Annotated in this window: 21 protein-coding genes; 8 read left to right on the top strand and 13 right to left on the bottom strand. The window is 73.4% G+C overall.

Annotated features, from left to right (window positions below; all coding sequences use genetic code 11):
• Positions 1-34 precede the first annotated feature (34 nt).
• Entirely contained in the window at positions 35-1,126 is a 1,092-nt protein-coding gene (locus IFT77_RS08720; protein WP_192041123.1) for an iron chelate uptake ABC transporter family permease subunit, read from the bottom strand.
• Positions 1,123-2,196 (bottom strand): iron ABC transporter permease, encoded by a 1,074-nt coding sequence (locus IFT77_RS08715; RefSeq protein WP_192041122.1) that lies wholly within the window; start codon positions 2,194-2,196, stop codon positions 1,123-1,125. Before IFT77_RS08715 ends, IFT77_RS08720 begins: the two co-directional genes overlap by 4 nt.
• Positions 2,197-2,278: 82 nt before the next feature.
• On the opposite strand from IFT77_RS08715, the gene IFT77_RS08710 reads away from it, so the two are divergent.
• Both IFT77_RS08710 and IFT77_RS08705 read left to right on the top strand, forming a co-directional pair.
• Positions 2,279-3,277 carry an iron-siderophore ABC transporter substrate-binding protein gene (locus tag IFT77_RS08710; RefSeq protein WP_192169761.1) on the top strand — a complete coding sequence of 333 codons (999 nt, stop codon included), beginning with the start codon at positions 2,279-2,281 and terminating at the stop codon, positions 3,275-3,277.
• A 14-nt stretch (positions 3,278-3,291) separates the two neighbouring features.
• A complete protein-coding gene (locus IFT77_RS08705) occupies positions 3,292-4,206 on the top strand; it encodes a siderophore-interacting protein (RefSeq protein ID WP_192041120.1) in 915 nt (304 codons plus the stop codon).
• 453 nt (positions 4,207-4,659) lie between these two features.
• Here IFT77_RS08705 and IFT77_RS08700 read toward each other — a convergent pair whose 3' ends face one another.
• From IFT77_RS08700 to IFT77_RS08685, 4 genes are all read right to left on the bottom strand, one after another.
• Positions 4,660-4,902: a hypothetical protein gene (locus tag IFT77_RS08700; protein ID WP_192041119.1), complete on the bottom strand. Its 243-nt coding sequence runs from the start codon at positions 4,900-4,902 to the stop codon at positions 4,660-4,662.
• 228 nt (positions 4,903-5,130) lie between these two features.
• Entirely contained in the window at positions 5,131-5,724 is a 594-nt protein-coding gene (locus tag IFT77_RS08695; RefSeq protein ID WP_192169760.1) for a MarR family winged helix-turn-helix transcriptional regulator, read from the bottom strand.
• 121 nt (positions 5,725-5,845) lie between these two features.
• Complete coding sequence (locus tag IFT77_RS08690; RefSeq protein WP_192169759.1) at positions 5,846-7,471, bottom strand: ABC-F family ATP-binding cassette domain-containing protein; 1,626 nt, start codon at positions 7,469-7,471, stop codon at positions 5,846-5,848.
• Positions 7,472-7,837: 366 nt separating this feature from the next.
• Positions 7,838-8,011, bottom strand: coding sequence for a hypothetical protein (locus IFT77_RS08685; protein ID WP_192169758.1), 174 nt, complete (start codon positions 8,009-8,011; stop codon positions 7,838-7,840).
• A 123-nt stretch (positions 8,012-8,134) separates the two neighbouring features.
• Here IFT77_RS08685 and msrA point away from each other — a divergent pair, with 123 nt between their 5' ends.
• The 3 genes from msrA to IFT77_RS08670 all read left to right on the top strand — a co-directional run bounded on the left by msrA (position 8,135) and on the right by IFT77_RS08670 (position 13,836).
• Positions 8,135-8,689 (top strand): peptide-methionine (S)-S-oxide reductase MsrA, encoded by a 555-nt coding sequence (gene msrA, locus IFT77_RS08680; protein ID WP_192169757.1) that lies wholly within the window; start codon positions 8,135-8,137, stop codon positions 8,687-8,689.
• Between the two features lie 108 nt (positions 8,690-8,797).
• Entirely contained in the window at positions 8,798-12,565 is a 3,768-nt protein-coding gene (locus tag IFT77_RS08675; RefSeq protein ID WP_192169756.1) for a fibronectin type III domain-containing protein, read from the top strand.
• Between the two features lie 62 nt (positions 12,566-12,627).
• Entirely contained in the window at positions 12,628-13,836 is a 1,209-nt protein-coding gene (locus IFT77_RS08670; RefSeq protein WP_192041113.1) for a cysteine desulfurase-like protein, read from the top strand.
• Between the two features lie 103 nt (positions 13,837-13,939).
• Here the strand turns inward: IFT77_RS08670 and IFT77_RS17450 are convergent, their stop codons facing one another.
• The 4 genes from IFT77_RS17450 to ychF all read right to left on the bottom strand — a co-directional run bounded on the left by IFT77_RS17450 (position 13,940) and on the right by ychF (position 17,488).
• Positions 13,940-14,506 (bottom strand): Rho termination factor N-terminal domain-containing protein, encoded by a 567-nt coding sequence (locus IFT77_RS17450; RefSeq protein WP_192169755.1) that lies wholly within the window; start codon positions 14,504-14,506, stop codon positions 13,940-13,942.
• A 177-nt stretch (positions 14,507-14,683) separates the two neighbouring features.
• The gene (locus tag IFT77_RS08660) at positions 14,684-15,595 is read right to left on the bottom strand and encodes a patatin-like phospholipase family protein (protein ID WP_192169754.1); all 912 of its coding nucleotides are present in this window, start codon (positions 15,593-15,595) and stop codon (positions 14,684-14,686) included.
• A gap of 150 nt (positions 15,596-15,745) precedes the next feature.
• Entirely contained in the window at positions 15,746-16,342 is a 597-nt protein-coding gene (locus IFT77_RS08655) for an LON peptidase substrate-binding domain-containing protein (RefSeq protein ID WP_244638609.1), read from the bottom strand.
• Positions 16,343-16,414: 72 nt separating this feature from the next.
• Complete coding sequence (gene ychF / locus IFT77_RS08650) at positions 16,415-17,488, bottom strand: redox-regulated ATPase YchF (protein ID WP_192041103.1); 1,074 nt, start codon at positions 17,486-17,488, stop codon at positions 16,415-16,417.
• Between the two features lie 108 nt (positions 17,489-17,596).
• Between ychF and IFT77_RS08645 the strand changes: the two genes are divergently transcribed.
• Together IFT77_RS08645 and IFT77_RS08640 are read left to right on the top strand one after the other, a co-directional pair.
• Positions 17,597-18,223 (top strand): exonuclease domain-containing protein, encoded by a 627-nt coding sequence (locus IFT77_RS08645; RefSeq protein WP_192041102.1) that lies wholly within the window; start codon positions 17,597-17,599, stop codon positions 18,221-18,223.
• A 73-nt stretch (positions 18,224-18,296) separates the two neighbouring features.
• Complete coding sequence (locus tag IFT77_RS08640; RefSeq protein ID WP_192169753.1) at positions 18,297-19,625, top strand: DNA recombination protein RmuC; 1,329 nt, start codon at positions 18,297-18,299, stop codon at positions 19,623-19,625.
• Positions 19,626-19,640: 15 nt separating this feature from the next.
• Here the strand turns inward: IFT77_RS08640 and glpX are convergent, their stop codons facing one another.
• On the bottom strand, positions 19,641-20,633 hold the full coding sequence (glpX, locus tag IFT77_RS08635) for a class II fructose-bisphosphatase (protein ID WP_192041100.1): 993 nt from the start codon (positions 20,631-20,633) through the stop codon (positions 19,641-19,643).
• A gap of 157 nt (positions 20,634-20,790) precedes the next feature.
• Here glpX and fbaA point away from each other — a divergent pair, with 157 nt between their 5' ends.
• On the top strand, positions 20,791-21,819 hold the full coding sequence (fbaA, locus tag IFT77_RS08630; protein ID WP_192169752.1) for a class II fructose-bisphosphate aldolase: 1,029 nt from the start codon (positions 20,791-20,793) through the stop codon (positions 21,817-21,819).
• A 93-nt stretch (positions 21,820-21,912) separates the two neighbouring features.
• On the opposite strand, the gene IFT77_RS08625 is transcribed toward fbaA, so the two are convergent.
• Together IFT77_RS08625 and IFT77_RS08620 are read right to left on the bottom strand one after the other, a co-directional pair.
• Positions 21,913-22,581 (bottom strand): DUF6264 family protein, encoded by a 669-nt coding sequence (locus IFT77_RS08625; protein ID WP_192169751.1) that lies wholly within the window; start codon positions 22,579-22,581, stop codon positions 21,913-21,915.
• Positions 22,578-23,654 (bottom strand): 4-hydroxy-3-methylbut-2-enyl diphosphate reductase, encoded by a 1,077-nt coding sequence (locus IFT77_RS08620; RefSeq protein WP_192041097.1) that lies wholly within the window; start codon positions 23,652-23,654, stop codon positions 22,578-22,580. The genes IFT77_RS08625 and IFT77_RS08620 overlap by 4 nt, the downstream gene beginning before the upstream one ends.
• Positions 23,655-23,735: the final 81 nt, after the last annotated feature.

Here is a 23,735-nt window from a genome sequence, read left to right as displayed (position 1 = left end):
CCGGGCACGAGCGGGTCGGGCGTGACGGGGTCGGTCACCGGGTCCTCCGGGATTCTGCGACGAGCAGGCTGATCAGGTAGGCGCCGCCGATCACGAGCGTGACGAGGCCGACGGGCACGGGCGTGGTGGTGACGTGCTGGGCGACGACGTCGGCGACGAGCAGCAGCAGCCCGCCGACCAAGGCCGAGCCGAGCAGGGGGACCCCGGCCGAGCGCACCACCCGACGGGCGAGCTGGGGCGCGGCGAGCGCGACGAAGATGATCGGCCCGGTGCTGGCGGTGACGACCGCGGTCAGCGCGACGGCGACCACCACGAGGGCGAGACGCGTGCCCTCGGCGCGCAGGCCGTGGGCGCGGGCCGCGTCGTCGCCGAGCTCCAACTGGCGGAGGGGCCGTGCCAGGCCCGCGACGAGCACCGCCAGCACCGCGATCAGCACGGCAGCCGGCAGCAGCTCGGACCAGCCGACCAGGGCCAGCGACCCGGCGCCCCAGAACGACGCGGACAGGGCCACCTCGGCCTGGGCCCGCAGCAGCAGCCAGCTGTTGACGGAGTGCAGCAGGGCGGTGACGGCGATGCCGACGATGATCAGCCGCAGCCCGTGGACCCCCTTGCGCCACGCGAGCAGGTACACGACGAGTGCCGTCGCGAGGCCGCCGACGAGCGCGCCGAGAGCCGTGCCCACGGCGGAGGCGGCACCCGAGACGATGACGACGATCGCGCCCGTGTACGCCCCGGTCGAGAAGCCGATCACGTCGGGCGACCCGAGGGGGTTGCGGGTCAGCGACTGGAACACGGCCCCGGAGGCGCCCAGCGCGGCCCCGAACACGAGCGCGGCCAGCACGCGGGGCAGCCGCCACTGCAGCACGATCGTCGACGCGAAGCCGTCGCCGCCGAGCAGGGCGCGGAGCACCTCCGGCGGGCTGAGCGGGTAGTCGCCGAGGCCGAGGGCGACCACGGCGACGACGACCGCGACGATCGCGAGGGAGGCGGTGGCGACCGCGCGACGGCTGCGGGGCCGGAGGCGACCGAGGGCAGGTCGAGATGCCCCGACGCCGGGTCGACGCGCTCCGGAGCCGGGGTCCGCGCGCGGGTCGAGACCGGGGCCGCGCGGGTCCAGGCCCCTCATCGCGCACCGCCGGTGAGGCGGCGGGCGACGACGATCAGCACGGGTGCGCCGATCGCCGCGGTCACGAGGCCGGCGGCGAGCTCGCCCGGAGGCGCGACGACCCGCCCCAGCACGTCGGCGAGCAGCAGCAGCACGGGCCCCAGCAGGGCGCTGAGCCCGATCGTCCACGGCTGGCTGGCGCCGACGACGCCGCGGGCGGCGTGCGCGACCATCAGCCCCAGGAACGCGATCGGCCCGACCACGGCCGTCGCGCCTCCTGCCAGGAGGGTCACGACGACGAGGGCGGCCACGCGCACGAGGGGCACCGAGACGCCCACGGACGAGGCGTGGTCGTCGCCGAGGGCCACCGCGTCGAGCGGACGCGAGACCAGCAGCGCGAGGACGACGCCGACCACGACGAAGGGGGCGACGGTCGCGACCGGCCCCCAGCCGCGGTCGGCCAGCGAGCCGACCTCCCAGGCGCGGACGGCGTCGAAGCGACGCGGGTCGGCGAGGACGATGGAGGAGGTGATCCCGCTCAGCACGGCCCCCAGGGCGATGCCCGAGAGCGTCAGCCGCGCGGGGCTGCCGCCGGACCTGCCGGCTCCCCCGACCAGCGAGACCGTGACCGCGGCGAGGGCCGCGCCGACGAAGGAGAACCAGATCCAGCCGCTCGCGGCCGTGACCCCTGCGAAGCCGACGGCGATCGACACCGCGAACGCGCTGCCCGCCGTGACGCCGAGGATGCCGGGGTCGGCGAGGGGGTTGCGCGTGACGGCCTGCACGACGGCGCCCGCGACCCCGAGGCCGGCCCCGGCCACGAGCGCGGCGGCGGTGCGCGGCAGCCGGAGGTCGAGCACGGCGGCGACGTCGGCGGGCTCGACGCCTGCCGGGACGGCGGCACCGGGCAGCAGCCCGCGCAGGACCTGGACGACGTCGACGAGCGCGACGGGCCGGGCCCCGACGGCGAGGCTGAGGAGGAGGGCGACCGCGAGCAGGACGACCGCCACGACGAGGCCCGTGACCCTCCGGCGGGTCCGGGCGGCGGCCCGCGGGGCCCGGACGGCTCCGGGCGGGGTGGTGGTCGCCATGCAGATGAGCTTAGGCTAACCTCACCTGGGTCTCGCCCCGACGCGAGCCAGCACCCCGCCCCCGAGTCCCGAGGACACCCCCATGCGCTCCCCCGTCACCCTGGTCGCCGTCCTGGCCGCCACCTCCCTCGCCCTCGTCGGCTGCTCCGCCGGCGCCTCCGACGACGCCGCCACCAGCGGCCCGAGCGTCGCGGCCGGCACGTTCCCCGTGAGCGTCGACACCAAGTTCGGCGAGGTCACGATCGACCAGCAGCCGAAGCGCGTCGTCGCCCTCGGCTGGGGCGACGCCGAGACCGCGCTCGCCCTCGGCGTGCAGCCGGTCGGCGCCTCCGACTGGCTGGCCTTCGGCGACGAGGCCGACGGCGTCGGCCCCTGGGCCCAGGGCCTCTACGACCAGTCGCCCGAGATCATCGGCACGCTCGAGCCCTCCTACGAGGCGATCGCGGCCCTCGAGCCCGACCTCATCCTCGACACCAAGGGCTCGGGCGACCAGGACCGGTACGACCGCCTCTCGAGCATCGCCCCGACCGTGGGCGTGCCCGAGGGCGGCGACAACTACCTCACCGACTTCGAGGACCAGCTCGACCTCGTCTCGACCGCCCTCGGCCTCGAGGACGAGGGCGACCGCCTCGTCGACGAGAGCGAGTCGGCCGTCGAGGCCATCGCCCAGGCGCACCCCGAGTGGGAGGGCCTCACCGTGACCGCCGCCACGAAGACCAGCGAGGGCTGGGGCGCCTACGTCGAGGGCAGCGAGCGCGTCGACCTGCTCGAGGAGCTCGGCTTCGAGCAGAACCCCGCCATCGCGGCCCTCACGCCGAACTCGGGCGGGTTCTCGGTGACGATCTCGTCCGAGCAGCTCGACGTGATCGACGCGGACGTGATCGTCGCGTTCCCGATCTACATCGACACGACCGAGATCACCGACGACCCGCAGTGGAAGGCCGTGCCGGCCGTGCAGGCCGGTCACGACCTCGTCATCGACGGCGACGTCTCGGCCGCGTACTCCCTGAGCAGTGCGCTCTCGCGTCAGTACGCCCTCGACCAGCTCGTGCCGCTGCTCGAGACGGCGACCCAGAGCTGACCGGGGAGTCCCGCGTGACCGACGCCGCCGCCTCCTCCGCCCCCGCCGCCGCGCCCGTCGCTGCCACCGCGCCCGTCGCACCTGCCGTCCGGTCCGCCCGGCCGGTGCGTGCCCAGCACGTCTTCGTGGTCGAGCGGACCGAGCGCCTGTCGCCGCACCTCGTGCGGGTGCACCTCGGCGGCGAGGCGTTCGACGGGTTCGTCGAGGCCGGGGCCGAGCAGCTGGCGGCCACCGACCGCTACGTCAAGCTGCTGCTCCCCCCGCGACCCGACCGGGGGCTGCAGCCGCCGTTCGACCTCGACGAGCTGCGCGGCCGCCTCGAGCCGGACGAGCTGCCTGTGCGGCGGACGTACACGATCCGCTCGGTGGACCCCGCCGCGCGGACGATCGCCGTCGACTTCGTCGTGCACGGCGACGAGGGCGTCGCAGGGCCGTGGGCGCTCGCGGCCCGGCCCGGCGACCGGCTGCAGATGTCGAGCCCGGGTGGGCTGTGGTCGCCGTCCGACGACCCCGCCGTGCCCGACCTGCTGCTCGGCGACGACTCGGCGGTGCCGGCGATCGCCTCCGCGCTCGAGTCGATGGCGCCCGACGCCCGCGGGCTGGCGCTGATCGAGGTCGAGGGGGCCGACGACGAGCTCGTGCTCGCCCGACCCGACGGGGTCGAGCTCCGCTGGCTGCACCGTGCCGGCGCGCGTCCGGGCAGCGCACTGCTGACGGCGCTCCGCGGCCTCGAGCCGCCCACGTCGCCGCTCCGCGTCTTCGCCCACGGCGAGCGAGGTGCCATGAAGGAGGCGCGGGTCGTCCTGCACGACACCTGGGGCCTCGAGCGGTCGTCGCTGTCGCTCAGCGCCTACTGGGCGCTCGGCCGCGTCGAGGACGCGTTCCAGGCCGAGAAGCGCGAGCCCGTCGGCGCGCTCTTCGCCGACTGACGTCGGCGCCTGCGTCGGCGTCGGCGTCGGCGTCGACACCCTGCGGAACCGCCGAGACCCTCCTGCGCGCAGGAGGGTCTCGGCGGTTCTCGGGGGTCGCGACGTGACGCGACCGCCCGCGGGGCAGCGCCCTAGCGCGCGGCGGGCTCGCGCAGCACGCGACGGACGAGGTCGACGAGCGCCTCGGGCGGCAGGGCGGCCAGCTCGGCGGCGGTCACGCGGCGTCCTGGGCGGAGATCAGCGAGATGACGTCGATGGCCTCGGTCGCGACGGACAGGTGGTCGACGACGGGGGCGGGAGTGAACGGGGTCTGGGTCACGGTGGTGCCTCTCGGGTGAAGGGAGCTGAGGAGGTCGCCCTGCACCGGGGTGCGGGACAGGGCGAGTGCGTCGGGGTGCCGACTGCCGGACGGTGCCGGAGGAGGAGGCGTCGCGGGAGGGCGACGCCGCGGCGCTAGGCGCCGGGCGTGGCGAAGAAGTCGCCGTAGGTCAGCTCGGCCGCGACGACCGGGGCTGCAGGGCGTGACGCACGAGCGCCGCGTCGGTAGGAGCCGATGCGCACGGGCACGGCGCCGGGAGCGGTGGTGTAGCTGCTCGCACCACGGGGTGCGAGCGGGGGGCGGGTGGCCGGCGCGGGCACCTCACGGACGTGGAGGAGCGGGCGGGCGGCAGTTCGGACAGGATCGATCGTCGTCATGGGACACGGCCGTGATCTGAGGCGTAGCTGGCCTCGCGTCAACCGGGTGCACAGCGCCCCGCGAAGGACCACCAGGATGTTGGCGGCGTATCGGCGGAGGGCGCCGGAGGGGAAGATCCGGTACCCCGAAGCTATGCCCCGGCGAGGGCTCTACCTAATGCACGAAGCTAATCGTGCGAGGGACTTCGCAAAGCGGATAGATCGCGACCGACCCCCCGCGGACCGACGCTAGGAGGCGGCCGGCCCGGCGTCGAGGATCTCCGCGACGGCGTCGAGCAGCGTCGTCAGCCGCGTCCGCTCCCTGGTCGAGAGGGTCGCGGCCAGCTCGGCGAGCGCCCGGTCCGCCTCCTGGGTGGCGCGCTCGAGCAGCGCGCACGTGCTCGGGGTGAGGCTGAGGATGCGCTGACGCCCGTCGGCCGGGTCGGCGGCGCGGGCGACGTGCCCGAGGGCGACGAGCCGGTCGACGATGATCGTGGCCGCCGCGCTCGTGACGCCCAGCTGGTGGGCGATGTCCTTCGCGTGGGCGTTCGTGCCCTTCGCCTCGCAGTGCTGGATGAGCGTCACCGCGGCCAGGTCGTTGCCGCTCAGGCCGAGCTGCTGACGGAGCTGGAGCGCGAACGCGATGTCCGCGTCGCGGACGCGGCGCATCCGGGCCAGGATCTCGCTCGCGGCGTCGGTGGGCGCCCGCTCCTCGAGCAGCGGCATGCCGGTGCCGACCACCTGCGCGTTCCGCAGGGCGGGCTGGGAGTCGACCGGCCCCTCCTGCACGTCCGGGGTCTGGGGCGGGAGGGTGTCGGCGGCGTGCGGTGCGGGGGTGGCCATGACGGCCTCGCTTCTGGGTGTCGGTGCTCGCGGGAGGAGAGTCTCCACGACAGACCTGACTGGCGCAGCACCCCCAGTCAACACCCCCGGCGCTGCGCGCGCGGACAGCCGGAGGCCGGGCTCAGGCGGCGCCGACCTCGAGCTCGCCGACCGCGGCGCCCTCCGCCCCGAAGACGACCCGGCGGTTGCCGACCTTCTCGCTGAAGAAGCGGTCGTGGCTGACGACGACGACCGCGCCCGGGAAGTGCACGAGCGCCCGCTCCATGACCTGTGTGCTCGCGAGGTCGAGGTGGTTCGTCGGCTCGTCGAGCAGCAGGACGGAGGCACCCGACAACAGGCACTGCGCCATCGCCACCCGGGCCCGCTGGCCGCCGCTCAGCGCGCCGATCCGCTGCTTCACGTCGGCCTCCGAGAACTGGAACATCGTGAGGAACCGCCCGACCGACTTGCGCGTCGCCGTGAGGGCGAGGCTGTCCGGCATGGCGTTGACCGCGTGGGTCACCGTGTCCTGGTCGTCGAGGTCGGCGAGCACCTGGTCGTACGAGACGACCCTCGCCCCGCCTGCCCAGTCGACGCGCCCCCGGTCGGCCCGCTCCTCCCCGGCCAGCACGCGGAGCAACGTGCTCTTGCCGCTGCCGTTCGAGCCCGAGACGACCATCCGGTCGCGGCGACGGAGCTCGAACGAGACGTCGTCGAAGAGCACGCGGTCGCCGTACGACTTGCCGAGCCCCTCGACGCGGCAGAGCACGTCCTTGACGTGCAGCCCGCCGTAGATCTCGGTGATGATCTGGTCGACCGGGCGCGGGGCCCGCTGCTTCTTGATCTTCGCGAGCTCCTTCGTGAGGCCGCCCGCGCCTCCTGCCTTCGCGGCCTTGGCGACCTTGACCGCCTCGCGCCGGTCGGCGATCCCCTCGGACTCGAAGGCGAGCAGCTCGGACTCGTGCGCGAACTGCTGCTCGATCGTCTTCAGCCGGAACTGCTTCTGCACGACGTACTCGCCGAAGTCGCCGGGGTACTCGTGCAGGTGGAACGCCTCGACCTCGACGATGCGCGTGACGACCGCGTCGAGGAACTGCCGGTCGTGCGACACGACGACGGCGGCGCCGCGGAAGTCGCGGAACCACTGCTCGAGCCACTCCACGCCGGCCACGTCGAGGAAGTTCGTGGGCTCGTCGAGCAGGAGGACGTCGGGCTGCTCGAGCAGGATCTTCGCGAGCGCCGCCCGGTTGCGCCAGCCGCCGGACAGGTCGTCGATGGGCAGCGAGCGGTGCTCCTCGGTGAAGCCGAGCGTGGTGAGGGCCGTGTCGATGTGGCGCGGGTAGTCCCAGCCGTCCTGGCGGTCCATCTCGGCGAAGAGCTCGGCCTGGCGGTCGATCAGCCGGGTCAGCTCGTCGCCCTGGTCGGGGTCGACCGCCGCGACCGCGATGGCGGAGTCGATCTCGGCCAGCTCGGCCTCCATGGCACGCACGCCCTCGAAGAGGCCCTGCAGCACCTCCGTCACCGTCGACGTGCCGTCGAGCTCGCTGAACTGCGAGAAGTACCCGATGCGGGTGCCCGGCTCGACCGTGACGGTGCCGGTGTCGGGCTGCACCTGCTCGAGCACGAGCTTGAGCAGGGTCGACTTGCCCGAGCCGTTGCGTCCGATCAGGCCTACTCGGTCGCCCTGCTCGAGACGGAAGAAGGCCTCGCGCAGCACGGGGGCGTTCTCGAAGCGGACGGACACGTCGTGCAGTCGGATGAGGCTCATCCGACGATCATCCCAGGGCGGGACGGGGCCGACGAGCCGAGGAGGCGCCCGTCGCGTCGACCAGGATCGTCCGGGACTGCGCGAAACGGACAGAGCCCGACCCGGGCGTGTCGACGGGAAATGCCTGGTCGCAGCGCATCGCTAGGGTGTCTAGGAATTTTCAAGGCTCTGACCAGGGGTTTTGCGATTGGTGATCTCACAGGGGCCGTCGTACCGTGATCCCAGGCCGGGACGTCGTGAACCCCCGGTCAGGTGCCTCGCGGAGCGTCGATGAGCTTCACGGCAGGGCTGCGCTCCCGAGGCACCACTCCCCCGTCCACCCGGTCGACGGCGGCGGCGCAGGGGAGCCGCGCGGCCGCGCTGCCCTCAGCGGCGGGGTGCGCGGGGCGTGCGGTACGGCGACTCGGCCGCGAGGCGGCCCTTCGACGCGGCGCGACGCTCGAGGAGGCCCGAGAGCACGGGCGTGACGAGGGCGATGACGATGCCGACGATCACCACCACGGATCCGAGGACGATCAGGGCGATGATGAAGGACTCCATGTCCCGATCCTCCCCGGGGCGAGGCAGCGACGCAAGCTCCGGGGCACAGACTGCACGCCGTGCACAGCCAGCACTCGGCCCGGCCACACGGCACTGTCGGACGTCGGGCGTAGATTCCCCCGCATGAACGACATCGCACCCGACGCCTCCCCCTCCACCGGCACCACCGAGCGAGCGGTCCTCGCCGGCGGCTGCTTCTGGGGCGCGCAGCAGCTGCTCCGTCGTCGACCCGGCATCGTCTCGAGCCGCGTCGGCTACTCGGGCGGCCACACCCCGAACGCCACCTACCGCAACCACGCCGGCCACGCCGAGGCCGTCGAGATCGTCTTCGACCCCTCGGTGATCAGCTACCGCGAGCTGCTCGAGTTCTTCTTCCAGATCCACGACCCGTCGACGAAGGACCGCCAGGGCAACGACATCGGCGACAGCTACCGCTCGGCGATCTTCTACACGTCCGACGATCAGCGCGCGACCGCGCTCGACACCATCTCCGACGTCGACGCCTCCGGCCTGTGGCCCGGCAAGGTCGTCACCGAGGTCGAGGCCGTCGGCGACTTCTGGGAGGCGGAGGAGGAGCACCAGGACTACCTCGAGAAGCTCCCCAACGGCTACACCTGCCACTTCGTGCGCCCGGGCTGGGTCCTGCCGAAGCGCGAGCAGGAGTCCGTCGCGAGCTAGCAGGCGCAGCCCCGAAGGGGGTGCATACCCGCAGGTATCCTGCGATCTATCGTGAGGGTGCCCGCCGCCTCCCTGAGCGGCGGGCACCCTCACGACGGAGACCGACGGATGAACGATCTGCCCACGCCTGCCCCCCTGAGCACCTCGCACCGCGGTCATCGACGCGGCAGGCTGCACCGTCTGGCCCTCGCCGTCGTGGCCCTGACGGTCTTCAGCGGTCTCGTGGTGCCGAGCGTCGCCCTCGGCATCTCCGACCCGAGTTGTGCCTGTGGCGGCGGAGGCGGAGGCGGAGGCGCCAACTACGGCTACCTGACGGCCGCGCCAGGCACGGTGGGGCAGCCGTACGATCACCAGCTCCCGGCCTCGGCCGCCAGCGCGAACTCCACCTGGGCGGCGGTGGACGCCCCGCCCGCGGGCCTGAGCCTCTCGTCGACGGGCCGCATCACGGGCGTCCCGCTGAACGTCGGCTACGCGCAGTTCTCCGCCACCGCCGCGGACCCGACCTACGGCGGGGTCATCCAGTACCTCATCTCGTTCGACTTCGCCGCCCGCCCCGCGAGCGCCCCCCGGTCCGTCGTCGCGACGGCCACGGGCGCCGGGAGCATCAGCGTCACGTGGTCGCCGCCGGCCGACCTCGGCGGCCCGGCGCTCACCTCCTACCGGGTCACCTGGGACGGCGGCAGCGCCGACGTCGCCGCACCGGGCACCGAACTCGACGTGACGGGCCTGACCACGGGCCGCAGCTACGTCTTCGCCGTCGCTGCCCTCAGTGCGGCCGGCACCGGCCCGTCGGCCTCGTCCGCGCCGACGACGCCCGCCGCTCCTCCGGCTGCCCCGACGGGCCTCACGGCCTCGGCCGGCGCGTCGTCCGCCTCGCTCTCGTGGGCGCCGTCGACCACGAACGGCACCCCCGTCACCGGCTACCTCGTCGAGCAGCAGCCCGCGGGAGGCGCCTGGGGCCCCGCGTCGCCCGCCGGCGTCACGGGCACGACGGCAGCAGTCACGGGGCTGACCGACGGCACGACGTACGCGTTCCGAGTCTCGGCGACCTCCGCGGCCGGCACGAGCCCGGCCAGCGGCACCGCCAGTGCGCGGCCCGTCTCGGTGCCGGGAGCCCCGACGGTGACGGCGACCCCTCGGCCCACGTCGGACGTCGTCGTGGAGTGGGCGGCTCCTGCTTCAGACGGCGGCTCGCCCGTGGTCTCGTGGCAGCTCGTGGTGTCCGAGACCGCGTCCGGCGCGGTCGTCCAGCACCAGGAGGACGTCCAGGGGACGACGAGCACCGTCGCCGGGCTCCGGCCGGGCACCTCATACTCGTTCCTGGTCCGGGCGCGCAACGCCCTCGGACTGAGCGCGCCGGGCACCGCCACGGCGGTCCCGTACACGCTCCCCTCGGCCCCCGGGGTACCCGAGGTCGTCCCCGGGGACGGGACCCTCTCCCTCTCCTGGGCGCCGGCGGCGGACAACGGCTCGGCGGTGACCCGCTACCTCGTGGGCTGGTCCGACGGCGGACAGGAGCGGACGGTCGTCGTGACCGGCACCTCCGTCATGCTCGACGGGCTGCGCAACGGCAGTCCGTACCGGCTCGCGGTCTCCGCCGAGAACCTCGCGGGCGAGGGCCCGCGGTCCTCGGCCGCCGAGACGCCTCGGCGCGCCCCGGACGCGCCCCGATCGGTCGTCGCGACGGCCGGGGACCGCACGGCGACGGCCTCGTGGACGGCCCCGGACTCCGACGGCGGCTCGCCGCTGACCGGCTGGCTGCTCGAGCACAGCACCGACGGCGGCACGAGCTGGACGCAGCAGCAGCTCGGCGCCTCCGTCACGACGTCGGCCATCACCGGACTCGTCAACGGAGAGCAGGTCCTCGTGCGGGTCACGGCCCGCAACGCTGCAGGCGACGGGGCCACGAGCGCGACCGTCGCCGTCGTGCCGTTCGGCGTGCCCGCGGCGCCCGACGAGGTGGTCGTCCTGCCCCTCGACCGGAGCGTCGCCCTCCGCTGGAGCGCACCGGCCGACGGCGGCTCGACCCTCCTCGGCTACGAGGTCGTCGTGACCGGCGCCGACGGGACCCGCTCGGTCTTCCCGGCGTCGTCGACCCGGACGACGATCACGGGCCTGGCCAACGGCACGGCGTACGACGTGACGGTCACCGCGCGGAACGAGCGCGGCCGGTCGGCCGCGTCCGCCGCCGTCACGACGACGCCGCGCACCGTCCCGTCGGCTCCCGCCGACCTGACGGCGAAGCCCGGACCGCACTCGGTCGCGCTCACGTGGACCGTCCCCTCCGACGGCGGCTCCCCCGTCCAGGAATGGGTGGTCGAGGCGTCCACCGGCCTGAGCTGGGCCCCCGTCGGCACGTCGCTGGTGCCCGGCACCGTCGTCCACGACCTCGTCGACGGAGTACGCACCTCCTTCCGCGTGACCGCGGTGAACGCCGCCGGCGACTCCGAGGTCAGCGAGACCGTCGCGGCCACCCCGCGGTCCGCGCCCTCCGCCCCGCTGGCCCTGACGGCGCTCCCGCAGGATCGCGGTGCGCTGCTGAGCTGGGCCGCCCCGGTCGACGACGGCGGCTCGCCCGTCACGTCGTGGCTCGTCGAGACCTCGACGGGCGACGGCGAATGGGCCCCGGCGGAGGTCTCGGGGACGGGCACCAGGCGGACGGTCTCAGGTCTCGTCAACGGCACGGCCGCCTCCTTCAGGGTCACCGCGGTCACCGAGGCTGGACCGGGCAGCGCCTCGGACGTCGTGTCGACCACTCCCCGGACGACGCCCGGCGCACCGGCGAGCCCGGCGGCGACCGCCGGCGACGAGGTCGTCACGCTGACGTGGAGCGCCCCGCTCGACGACGGCGGCGACGCCGTCACGGGCTACCTCGTCGAGCAGCTCGTCGACGGCGGCTGGGCGACCGTCCGCGGCACGGACGCGGGCACGACGGCGACGACCCTCACGGGGCTGCGCAACGGCACCGAGCAGGAGCTCCGCGTGCGGGCCGTGAACGCGGCGGGCCCGGGAGCCGCGTCGACCGTCGTCGCGGCGACGCCCCGGACCGTGCCGGAGGCCCCCACCGGCCTCGCGCTCTCGCCCGGCGACGGCACGGTCGACGCGACCTGGTCCGCCCCGGCGTGGGACGGCGGCGCGGCCGTCGCCCGGTACGAGGTCGAGGCCGCGGCGCCGGACGGCGCCCTCGTGACGACCGGCTCGACGCGCCTCGCCGCCGTGCTGGACGGCCTCCGGAACGGCGCCCCCGTCGACGTCCGCGTCCGCGCCGTCAACGCGGCCGGTGCCGGCGCCTGGAGCGCCGTCGTCACCACCACGCCGTTCGTCTTCGCCCCGACGATCTCGCGGCCCGACGGCACCAGCCTCGAGGGGCGCACCGTCTCGGCGGGCGACCCGATCGTGTTCACGGCCGACCACCTCCCGGTCGGTGCCGCGGTCTCGCTCGAGCTGCACTCGGTGGTCCGCGTGCTCGCCGCCGGCGTCGTCGGCTCCGACGGCACGATCCGTCTCGAGGGGCGCATCCCCGAGGAGGCGGAGGCCGGCGAGCACCACCTGGTGGCGGTGCTCGACGGGGCCGGCACCACCATCGCGCCGGTGAGCGTCTCCGTCCGCATCGACCCCGTCGTGGAGCCGGTCGCAGATCGGCCCGGCCTCGGCGGACTGCCCGCCGCCGGCGGACTCCCCGGGGCTGTCACCGGCCCTGCGTCCGCCGTCCCGGCTGGTGCCGGGCTCGCACCCGCGCCGACCGCGTCGCGTCGAGCCCTCGCGACGACCGGCGACGACGACGCGCTGGCCGCCGTGGCCGGCGGGGTGCTGCTCGGCGCGCTGGGCACGCTGCTGCGCGTCCGCTCGTCGAGGCGGGGCCGCCCGCGAGGCTAGGCCGCGGCGCCGCACAGGAGGGCGGCGAGGTCGAGGGCACCGGCACCTGGTAAGCAGGGTGCATGCCCCTCGACGTCGCCGCCCTCCGCTCTGCCTACCCGTCCCTCTCCTCAGGCATCGCCCACTTCGACGGACCGGGCGGCACCCAGACGCCGCGCGTCGTCGGCGAGGCGATCCTCGCCGCGATGACGGGCCCCACGTCGATCCGCGGGACGAGCACCGCCTCCGAGCGCAACAGCGAGGCGACCGTGCAGGCCTTCCGCGCCGCCTACGCCGACTTCCTCGGCGTCCCCGCGGCGGGAGTGGTCCACGGGCGCAGCGCCACCCAGCTGACCTACGACTTCGCGCGCCACCTCTCCGCGACGTGGGGCCCCGGCGACGAGGTCGTCGTCAGCCGGCTCGACCACGACGCCAACATCCGGCCGTGGGTCCAGGCGGCCGAGGCCGTCGGCGCGACCGTGAACTGGATCGAGCTCGACCCCGCGACGGGTGAGCTCGACCTCGAGTCGGTCGCCGCGGCGATCACCGGCCGCACCCGCCTCGTCGCCGTGACCGCCGCCTCCAACCTGCTCGGCACGCAGCCGCCCGTGGCGGCCCTGGCCGACCGCGCGCATGCCGTCGGCGCGCTGGTCTGGGTCGACGCCGTGCACTTCGCCGCCCACGAGGTCGTCGACCGCGCCGCGCTCGGCGCCGACTTCGTCGTCTGCTCCCCCTACAAGTTCGCCGGGCCGCACTGCGGCGTCCTCGGCGCCGATCCCGAGCTGCTCGAGGGCATCCGCCCCGCGAAGCTGCTGCCGTCGACCGACGTGGTGCCCGAGCGCTTCGAGTTCGGCACGCTCCCCTACGAGCAGCTCGCGGGGGCGACGGCCGCCGTCGACTTCCTCGCCGCGATCGCTCCCGGGGACGCGACGACGCGCAGGGAGGCGCTGGTCGCCTCCTTCGCGGCGGTGCACGAGCACGAGACCGCGTTGCGCACGGCCCTGGAGGAGCGGCTCGCGCAGGTGCCCGGCCTCACGGTCCGCTCGCGGGCGGCCCGACGGACGCCGACGCTCTACGTGACGATCGAGGGGCGGAGCATGCGGGAGCTCGCCGCGCACCTCGCGACGCGCGACGTGCTCGCGCCGGCCGGGCACTTCTACGCGATCGAGGCGTGGCAGGCCATGGGCCTCGACGACGCCACGACCGGGCTCCGCATCGGCCTCGCGCCGTACACGGACCAGGCCGACGTCGACCGGCTCGTCGCCGGCATCGAGGAGTTCGTCGCAGCCTGAGCCGCGCCTGCGACGGCGAACCGGCACGAACTGCCCTGTGGTCAGAGCCCGTCAGCAGTTCGCGCCGGTTCAGCGCCCGTCGGCCGGGCGGGAGGCTGGGCGGCTAGGCCTGGAGCTTCTCGATCAGCTGGGCCTTGGTGAGGCGCGAGACGCCGGTGACGCCCTTGTCGGTGGCGAGCTGACGCAGCGAGACGAGCGTCTGGGCGTGCAGGTCGACGTGCGCCTCGGAGCCGTCGTGCGCCGTGACCGTGGTCTCGTCGGCGTGCGGCAGCGGCGGCGTGTAGGCAGCGCTCGGGCCCTTCGGCGCGCTCGTCGTGGGGACGACGGACTTCTGCGCGACCTCCGCCTCGACCTGCTCGTGCGACTTCGTGGGCTTCGGGGCAGGGGCGGCGGGTGCCTCCGGGGAGGCGGTGGGCGCCTCCTTCGAGGAGCCCCCCGACGCGCTCTTCGTCGCGCTCTTGACGGCCTTCTTCGTCGCCTTGTCAGCGTCCGTGATCTTCTTCGCCGCGGTGTCGAGGGCATCCTCGGCCGTGCCGCGCGCCTTCTTGGTCTTCTTGGCGCCGTCGGCCTTGGCCAGCGCCTTGACGCCCTTGCGCGCGTCGACGACGGCGTCGAGGGCGGAGTCGAGTGCCGCAGTCGCGGCCTTCTGGAGCTTCTTCGTGCTGGCCACGGGGCCTCCTCGGTTCGGGTGCGGGATCGACCTCAGCCTGGCACTGGTCCAGCCGGGCAGCAGCCCGCTCGGAGGCGTCTCCCAGTCAGCGCGAAGCACCCCGGAGTGGACCGAACACCCCGCAACGACGAGGTTGATGGTCCACTGCGGGGTGCGCGGCGGCCGGGTGCAGGCCGCTCAGGCGCCGGCGGCGGTGCCGGCCCAGAACTCGCGCACGGCCTCGACGACGCCCTCGGCCTGACGGCGCCCGGCCTCGGCGGCGGGACCGCGGTTGGCGCTCGAGAGGGAGTTCGCGCCGAAGGCGGAGAGACTCTCGGCGTCGGCCTCGATGACGAACACGGGCCGGTCGGCGCCCATCCGGGTCGAGACGACGCCGGGCAGGGTCGGTCCGAGGGGCGACTGTGCGAGCTCCGGCCCGCACGAGAGCACCAGCACGCGCTCGGCGGCGTCGGCCACGTCGGCGTTGGTGCCCGAGCGGATGCCGCCGTCCATGGTCGGCCGTCCGTCGACCTCGACGGTCGGCCAGACGAGCGGGACCGAGCAGCTGGCCGCGACGGCCACGTGCAGGGGCACGCCGGAGGCGGCGGTCAGCACCCGGAACTCGCCGTCGGTCGCGTCAATTGTGCAGATCGCGAGCTGCCCCTCGGGCCAGGCGGCGCCGGCGCCGAAGCGCTCGCGCATGGTCGTGACGAGCTCGGGCTCGTCGCCGGTGACGGGCACCTGCCGGGCGAGCGCGCCCAGGCGGGCCCGCGCCTCCTCGGCGTTCGTCGCGCCCTGGACCGCCTGGCCGATGCGCTGCATGAAGTCCTCGCCGTCGAGGGCTGCCTCGGGGGTCGCGGCGGCGGGTTCGAGCTGCTCGGCGTACGCGCCGGCGATGCCGCTCGCGCCGAGCCGCAGGGTGGTGCCGACGACGGAGCCCGCGGAGGTGCCGACCACGAGGTCGGCGTCGCCCAGCGGGATGCCTGCCTCGAGCAGTCGGGCGAGCACGCCGAGCTCCCACGCGATGCCGGTGATGCCGCCGCCGCCGAGGACGACGGCGGTGCGGGGGCCGGCCGGGGCCGGTGAGGTGGTGGGGGCGGTGTCGGTCATGGGACCTCCTGGTGAGCGTGGTGGGAACCGGCCCACGCTACGACCGAGGGCAGGCACGGCGCTCAGCCGGTGCCCACCCTCGGCTCTCCTCCCCCTCGCACGTGGACGCCGTCGCTCGACCCCAGGGGTGGTGAACGGTGGTGAGAAGCCTCACTCGGCGGACCAGAGCTCCTCGGCCTCGAGGACCAGATCGATCAGTTGACGCAGGAGCCCCCCCAAGGTGGTCGACCTCAACAGGGTGTATTTGTCGTAATCACCCAGCGGGGCGATCGCCGCCAGTTGCCAGACGGCTGCGACCAGATCGTCCGACAGCTCGATGTCGTCATCCGACTGGGGCCCCGCGGCGCGAGCGATCAAGCGGCGGACAGCTGCTTCGGCCTGGTCCCGCAGGGGTGCGAGCTTCTCGGACCACTCGAGATCCGGCAGGATCGAGAGCTCGGCCCGCGGGAACGGATCTTCGTCGACCCAACGTTCGACCGTGAACCGCCGGGTCCCCAGGCCGACGATGAACAGGTCGTCGGCGCCAGCGGCGGCGCTCACGAGACGTGCCATCGTCCCGACCGAGGCGCGCTGGTCGCCACCCCCGGCTTCTGATCCCCGCTCGATGAGGACGACGCCGAACTCGGGTTCATCCTCGTCGAGCAAGCGGCCGACCAACGTGAGATACCGAGGCTCGAAGATACGCAGCTGGATGGGCACGAATGGGAACAGCACTGATCCGAGCGGGAACATCGGTGAGACGGCCATGACCCAGTGAAGCACCGCGGACAAAGAGTTCACAGGTGCCCAGAGAGCGCTCGTCCACACCGCGAAGAACACCTAGTTGTTGAAGCGGAACTCCACGACGTCGCCGTCCTGCATGACGTACTCCTTGCCCTCGATGCGGGCCTTGCCGGCCGAGCGCGCCTCCGCGATGGAGCCGGTCTCGACGAGGTCGGCGTACGAGATGACCTCGGCCTTGATGAAGCCCTTCTCGAAGTCGGTGTGGATGACGCCCGCGGCCTGGGGGGCCTTCCAGCCCTTGCCGATGGTCCAGGCGCGGGTCTCCTTCGGGCCTGCCGTGAGGTAGGTCTGGAGGCCCAGGGTCTCGAAGCCGATGCGGGCGAGCTGGTCGAGGCCGGACTCGTCCTGGCCGGTCGACGACAGCAGCTCGGCGGCGTCCTCCGGGTCGAGGTCGATCAGCTCGGACTCGATCTTCGCGTCGAGGAACACGGCCTCGGCCGGGGCGACGAGGGCGGCCAGCTCGGCCTTCTTCGCGTCGTCGGTGAGGATCGACTCGTCGACGTTGAAGACGTAGATGAAGGGCTTGGCGGTGAGCAGCCCGAGCTCGCGGATGGGCTCGAGGTCGATGCCGGAGGCCGAGAGGGCCTCGCCGCGCTGCAGCGCCTCCTTGGCGGCCACGGCCGTCTCGTGGGTGAGCGGCTCGACGCGCTTGAGGCGGAGTTCTTTCTCGTAGCGGACGAGCGCCTTCTCGACGGTCTCGAGGTCGGCGAGGATCAGCTCGGTGTTGATCGTGCCCATGTCGCCCTCGGGGTCGACCTTGCCGTCGACGTGCACCACGTCGGGGTCGACGAAGCCGCGGACGACCTCGGCGATGGCGTCGGCCTCGCGGATGTTGGCGAGGAACTTGTTGCCGAGGCCCTCGCCCTCGCTCGCGCCCTTGACGATGCCGGCGATGTCGACGAACGACACCGGCGCGGGCAGGGTCTTCTCCGAGCCGAACAGCCCGGCGAGCACGTCGAGCCGGGGGTCGGGCAGGTTGACGATGCCGACGTTCGGCTCGATGGTCGCGAACGGGTAGTTCGCCGCCAGCACCTGGTTCTTGGTCAGGGCGTTGAACAGGGTGGACTTGCCGACGTTGGGCAGTCCGACGATCGCGATAGTGAGAGCCACGGTCAGCCATCGTACCGGCGCGCGACGGGGGCGACCTCCGGTCGGCCCTCGAGCGCAGGAGGCGCGGCTCGACCCTGCAGTGTCCGAGGCGCGTGACACCATGGTGCGATGCCCATCGACTTCACCGCGATCGACTTCGAGACCGCGAACTCGAGCAGCGCCTCCGCCTGCTCCGTCGGCCTCGTCAAGGTCCGCGACGGCGTCGTCGTCGACAAGGTCGGCTGGCTGATCAAGCCGCCGGCGGGGCACGACACGTTCCTCGAGTGGAACACCCGCATCCACGGCATCCGGGCCGACGACGTCGTCGACGCCTTCGAGTGGCACGAGCAGTTCGACCTCATCGCCGACTTCGCGGGCATCGACGTCTTCGTCGCCCACAACGCCGGCTTCGACATGGGCGTCATCAAGGGCGCGTGCGCGGCGACCGGGGTCACTCCCCCGTCGTGGGCCTACCTCTGCAGCCTCCAGGTCGCCCGCAAGACCTACGCCCTCGACTCGTACCGGCTGCCGCTCGCTGCCGCCGCCGCGGGGTTCACGGGTTTCTCGCACCACGATGCCCTCGCCGACGCCGAGGCCTGCGCGGCGATCGTCGTGCACGCGGCGCAGTTCCACGGGGCCGACGACCTGCGGCAGCTCGCCGAGACCACCCGGGTCGGCATGAAGCGGCTCACGCCCGCCACGCCGCCCGCCGACGCGGGAGCCCCGGCCCCGCGTCGTCGCGTCGTCTTCCGCTAGCGGCCGCCGCCGGGCACGGCGCGCGCGGCGCGCGCTCTCGGCCGGTGTCGGCGGCTGCTGCGACACTCCCTGCATGACCTCATCGCTCCTCCTCGTGGCCCTCGTCGTCGTCGCGCTCGGGTTCGGCACGGCCCTCGGCGTGCTGCTGTCCCGGTCCCGGGCCGCCGAGGCCACCGCACGGCTCTCCGCCGACGCCGCCGCGGCCCGCGCGACCGTCGAGGGCTACCGCGAGCGGCTGATCGACCTCGACGAGCAGCACCGGCGCGAGGCCGCCGGCCAGGAGGAGCGGCTGCGCGAGTTCCAGGACCGGCTGCGCGACTCCCGCATCGCCGAGGCCGAACGAGTCCGCTCCGAGGGCCAGGTCATGACGGCCCTCAGCCCGGTGGCCCAGAGCCTCGCGGCGGTCCAGGCCAAGGTCGCCGAGCTGGAGGAACAGCGCGCGCACCAGTACGGCACGCTCAGCGAGCAGCTGCGCAGCGCCGTGGCCTCAGAAGAACGGCTCCGCAGCACGGCCGAGTCGCTGGCCTCCGCCCTCCGGTCGAACAGCACCCGCGGGGTCTGGGGCGAGACGCAGCTGCGCAACGTCGTCCAGGCCGCCGGGCTCGTCGAGCGGGTCGACTTCGACCTGCAGAGCAGCATCTCGAGCGACGCGGGCGCCGGCCGGCCCGACATGGTGGTGCACCTGCCCGGCGGCAAGAACATCGCCGTCGACGCCAAGGTGCCGTTCGCGGCGTTCCTCGAGGCGAGCGCCATACCCGCGACGGCCGTGGGAGAAGAGGCGGCTCGTCGCGACGTGCTCGTCCGGCAGCACGTCAAGGCCCTGCGGGCCCACGTCGATGCCCTCTCGGCCAAGACCTACTGGGCGGGGCTCGAGTCGTCGCCCGAGCTCGTCATCGCGTTCATCCCCAGCGAGTCGCTCGTGTCGAGCGCTCTCGAGGCCGACCCCTCGCTGATGGACTACGCGTTCCAGAAGCGCGTCGCCCTCGCCTCCCCGGTCACGCTCTGGTCGGTGCTCAAGACCGTCGCCTTCAGCTGGCAGCAGGACGTGGTCACGAACGAGGCCAAGGTCCTCTTCGACCTCAGCCGCGAGCTCTACGGCAGGCTCGCGACGATGGCCGGACACGTCGACAAGCTGGGCCGGTCGCTGCGCGGCTCGGTGAACGACTACAACCGCTTCGTGGGCTCACTCGAGCGCACGGTGCTGCCGTCGGCACGGCGCCTGAGCATGCTCGACGAGACGAAGACGCTCACCTCGCCGACGGTCGTGGAAGAGCTGCCGCGAGACCTCACGGCGGCAGAACTGACGACCGCCCTCGACGCCGACCGCGAGGTCGAGGCGTCGAGGGCGGCGGCCGACGAGCGTACGGCGAGCCAGACGGGCTGGGCCGACCGGGCGAGCTAGGGCGAACTGGACGAGCTAGGCGGTCTCGCCGTACCACTTCGAGACGAGGTGGTCGGCCTCGACGCGGCGGATGGTGCCCGAGTGCGAGCGCAGCACGATGCTCGACGTGCGGATCATGCCCTGCTTGCGCTTGACGCCCGCGACGAGCGCGCCGTCGGTGACGCCGGTGGCGACGAAGTAGGCGTTGTCGCCCTTGACGAGGTCGTCCTGGTCGAGCACGCGGTCGAGGTCGTGACCGGCGTCGATCGCCTTCTGGCGCTCCGCGTCGTCCTTCGGGGCGAGGCGCGTGAGGATGAGGCCGCCGAGTGCCTTGACGGCGCAGGCCGTGATGATGCCCTCGGGGGTGCCGCCGATGCCGACGCACATGTCGATGCGCGAGTCGGGGCGGGCCGCGTTGATGCCGCCGGCGACGTCGCCGTCGAGCAGCAGGCGGGTGCCCGCGCCGGCGGCGTGGATCTGCTGGATCAGGTCGGCGTGGCGAGGACGATCGAGCACGGCGACCTGGATGTCCTCGACGGCCAGGCCCTTGGCGTCGGCCAGGGCGCGGATGTTGTCGCCGACCGGGCGGTCGAGGTCAATCACGCCGATGCCCTCGGGGCCGGTGACGATCTTGTCCATGTAGAAGACGGCGCTGGGGTCGAACATGCTGCCGCGGTCGCTGACCGCGATGACCGAGAGGGCGTTCATGCGGCCCGCGGCGGTGAGGCTCGTGCCGTCGATCGGGTCGACGGCGATGTCGCAGGCCGGGCCGAAGCCGTTGCCCACGTGCTCGCCGTTGAAGAGCATCGGCGCCTCGTCCTTCTCGCCCTCGCCGATCACGACGACGCCGTCGAAGGCGACCGTGCCGAGGAACTTGCGCATCGCGTCGACCGCGGCGCCGTCGGCGGCGTTCTTGTCGCCCTTGCCGATGAACGGCGCGCTGCGGATCGCGGCGGCCTCGGTCGCCCTCACGAGCTCCATGCCCAGGTTGCGGTCGGGGTGCGAGTAGAGGGTTCCGGAGTCAGCCATGCTCCGGAGCCTACCCGGGAGGCGCCTCCCCAACGGCCGTTGCACAGACGTGCACGCCCGTCCCCCGCCCCTCCTCGCCCGTCGCTGCCCGGTCCGCTGCTGGGGCCCCTGACTAGGGTGGAGGAGCACCCCACACGCCATCATCGAAGGAGATCCGATGCCCGTCGCAACCCCCGAGCAGTACGCCGAGATGCTGGACAAGGCGAAGAACAAGGGGTTCGCCTACCCCGCGGTCAACGTGTCGTCGTCACAGACGATCAACGCCGTGCTCCAGGGCCTCACCGAGGCCGGCAGCGACGGCATCATCCAGGTCACGACGGGCGGCGCGGACTACTTCGCCGGCCAGACGGTCAAGAACCGTGCCGCGGGCGCCATCGCGTTCGCGAAGTTCGCGACCGAGGTCGCCAAGAACTACCCCGTCACGGTCGCGCTGCACACCGACCACTGCCCCAAGGACGCCCTCGACGGCTTCGTCCTGCCCCTCATCGCCGCCAGCGAGGACGAGGTCAAGGCCGGTCGCAACCCGCTCTTCCAGTCGCACATGTGGGACGGCTCGGCCATCCCCCTCGACGAGAACCTCGAGATCGCCCAGCAGATGCTCAAGCGCACCGCCGCGATCAACGCCATCCTCGAGGTCGAGATCGGCGTCGTCGGCGGCGAGGAGGACGGCGTCCAGCACGAGGGCTCCAACGAGGCGCTCTACACGACCGTCGGCGACGTGACCCGCGCCGTCGAGACGCTCGGCCTCGGCGAGAACGGCCGCTACATCGCCGCCCTCACCTTCGGCAACGTCCACGGCGTCTACAAGCCCGGCAACGTCAAGCTCCGCCCCGAGCTGCTCGGCGAGATCCAGCAGGGCATCCAGGAGCGCTTCGGCACGGCCGAGAAGCCCCTCGAGCTCGTGTTCCACGGCGGGTCCGGCTCGTCCGACGCCGAGATCCGCGAGGCCGTCTCGAACGGCGTCGTCAAGATGAACCTCGACACCGACACGCAGTACGCCTTCAGCCGCTCGATCGCCGACACGGTGCTGAAGAACTACGACGGCTTCATCAAGGCCGACGGCGAGGTCGGCAACAAGAAGCAGTACGACCCCCGTGCCTGGGGCAAGGTCGCCGAGTCGGCGATGGCTGCCCGCGTGGTCGAGGCGACCCGCCAGCTCGGCTCGTTCGGACAGTCGGGCAGCTAGTCCGCACCTCCTGGTCCGACGAGAGAGGCCCCGCAGCACCGAGCTGCGGGGCCTCTCGTCACGACCGGGCCGGCCACGACGACGACGACGTGCCTAGGAGGCGGGGCGTGCGCTGTCGAGGAGCGACTGCACGAACGCCGCATCGCCCAGGAACACCGACAGCACGAGCACCATCTGCACGATCGTGACGACGGCGCCCGCGACGAGCGGGACCCAGAAGGTCAGCTTGCCGGCGCGCAGGCGGCGGAGGGTGAGCACGAGCATGGGCACGAAGACGACGAGCGACACGATGGCGATCGCCGCACCGGCCTGCTGCAGCGCGGCCTCTCCGGAGAAGTCGTCGACGGGGTAGCCCTGCGCCGAGAACGCCGACAGCAGCGTTCGCGAGAAGCCCGAGACGAGCAGCAGGTTCGAGATGACGTTGTAGCCCGCGAGGCCGAGCAGGACGAACGTGGCGACACGGTCGACACGGCGGCCGGTGCTCAGCGCGGCTGGCGTGGCAGGCGGTCCCGGGTACGGCTGCGCGCCTCCTGCGCCCTGGCCCTGCTGCGGGTGCTGCGACCACGACGCGGACTGCTGCCCTGCCTGCTGCCCGGTCGGCGCCGTCTCGTCCTGGCCCACAGGAGGCGCGGGCTCGGCGGGCGGGACGGGACTGACCCAGCCCTCGGGCGCGTACTCGCCGTACCGGGGACGAGGGCGCGGATCGCGCCCTGCCGACGCGTCGCCGTCGCGGCCGTCGTGCGGGTCGCGGTCGTCGCTCATCGGGCGGTGCGTCCGCCGAGCGCGCGGGTGTCGGTCTGGCCCTGGGCGTCCTTGCGGAGCTCCTTGGGGAGGGAGAACATCAGGTCCTCCTCGGCCGTGACGACCTCGGACACGTCGCCGTAGCCGGCGTCGGCCAGGTCGTCGAGGACCTCCTTCACGAGGACCTCGGGCACCGAGGCGCCGGACGTGACGCCCACGGTCTCGACGCCGTCGAGCCACTCCTGCTTGATCTCGCTCGAGTAGTCGACGCGGTAGGCCGCCTTCGCGCCGTGCTCGAGGGCGACCTCGACGAGGCGCACGCTGTTCGAGCTGTTGGCCGAGCCCACGACGATGACGAGGTCGGAGTCGACGGCGACCTTCTTGATGGCGACCTGACGGTTCTGCGTGGCGTAGCAGATGTCGTCGCTCGGGGGGTTCTGGATGGTCGGGAAGCGCTCGCGGAGGCGGCGGACCGTCTCCATGGTCTCGTCGACGCTCAGCGTCGTCTGCGACAGCCAGACGAGGTTGTCGGGGTCGTCGATGACGAGGTCGTCGACCTCGGCCGGGTTCTGCACGAGGGTGGTGCGGTCGGCGGCGTGGCCCATCGTGCCCTCGACCTCCTCGTGGCCGGCGTGGCCGATGAGGATGATGTGCCGGCCCTGCGACCCGAAGCGGACGGCCTCGCGGTGCACCTTCGTGACGAGGGGGCAGGTCGCGTCGATCGCCTGGAGCCCGCGGTCGGCGGCGCCCTGCACGACGGCAGGCGAGACGCCGTGGGCGCTGAAGACGACGTGCGAGCCCTCGGGGACCTCCTCGACCTCGTCGACGAAGATCGCGCCCTGTCGCTCGAGCGTCGACACGACGTGGACGTTGTGGACGATCTGCTTGCGGACGTAGACGGGCGAGCCGTAGTGCTCAAGGGCCTTCTCGACGGCGATGACCGCCCGGTCGACGCCGGCGCAGTAGCCGCGGGGAGCAGCGAGCAGCACCCGCTTCGTCCCGTTGACGGGGGTGTCCCGTAGCCTGTTGCGCAGCGCAGGGACGCGCGGGGTCGGGAGGTCGACGGCGATGGCGCCGTTCGTGATGTGTGCCACCCGTCGATGATAGGCGTGACGACTGGTCGCGTTCTGGGAGGGCCCGTCCTCCGCGCCCCGCCCTCGCCCCTGCCACGCCTC

The organism is Frigoribacterium sp. CFBP 13729, from assembly GCF_014841875.1.
Lineage (GTDB): Bacteria > Actinomycetota > Actinomycetes > Actinomycetales > Microbacteriaceae > Frigoribacterium.
This window is presented reverse-complemented; position numbering and strand designations above follow the sequence as displayed.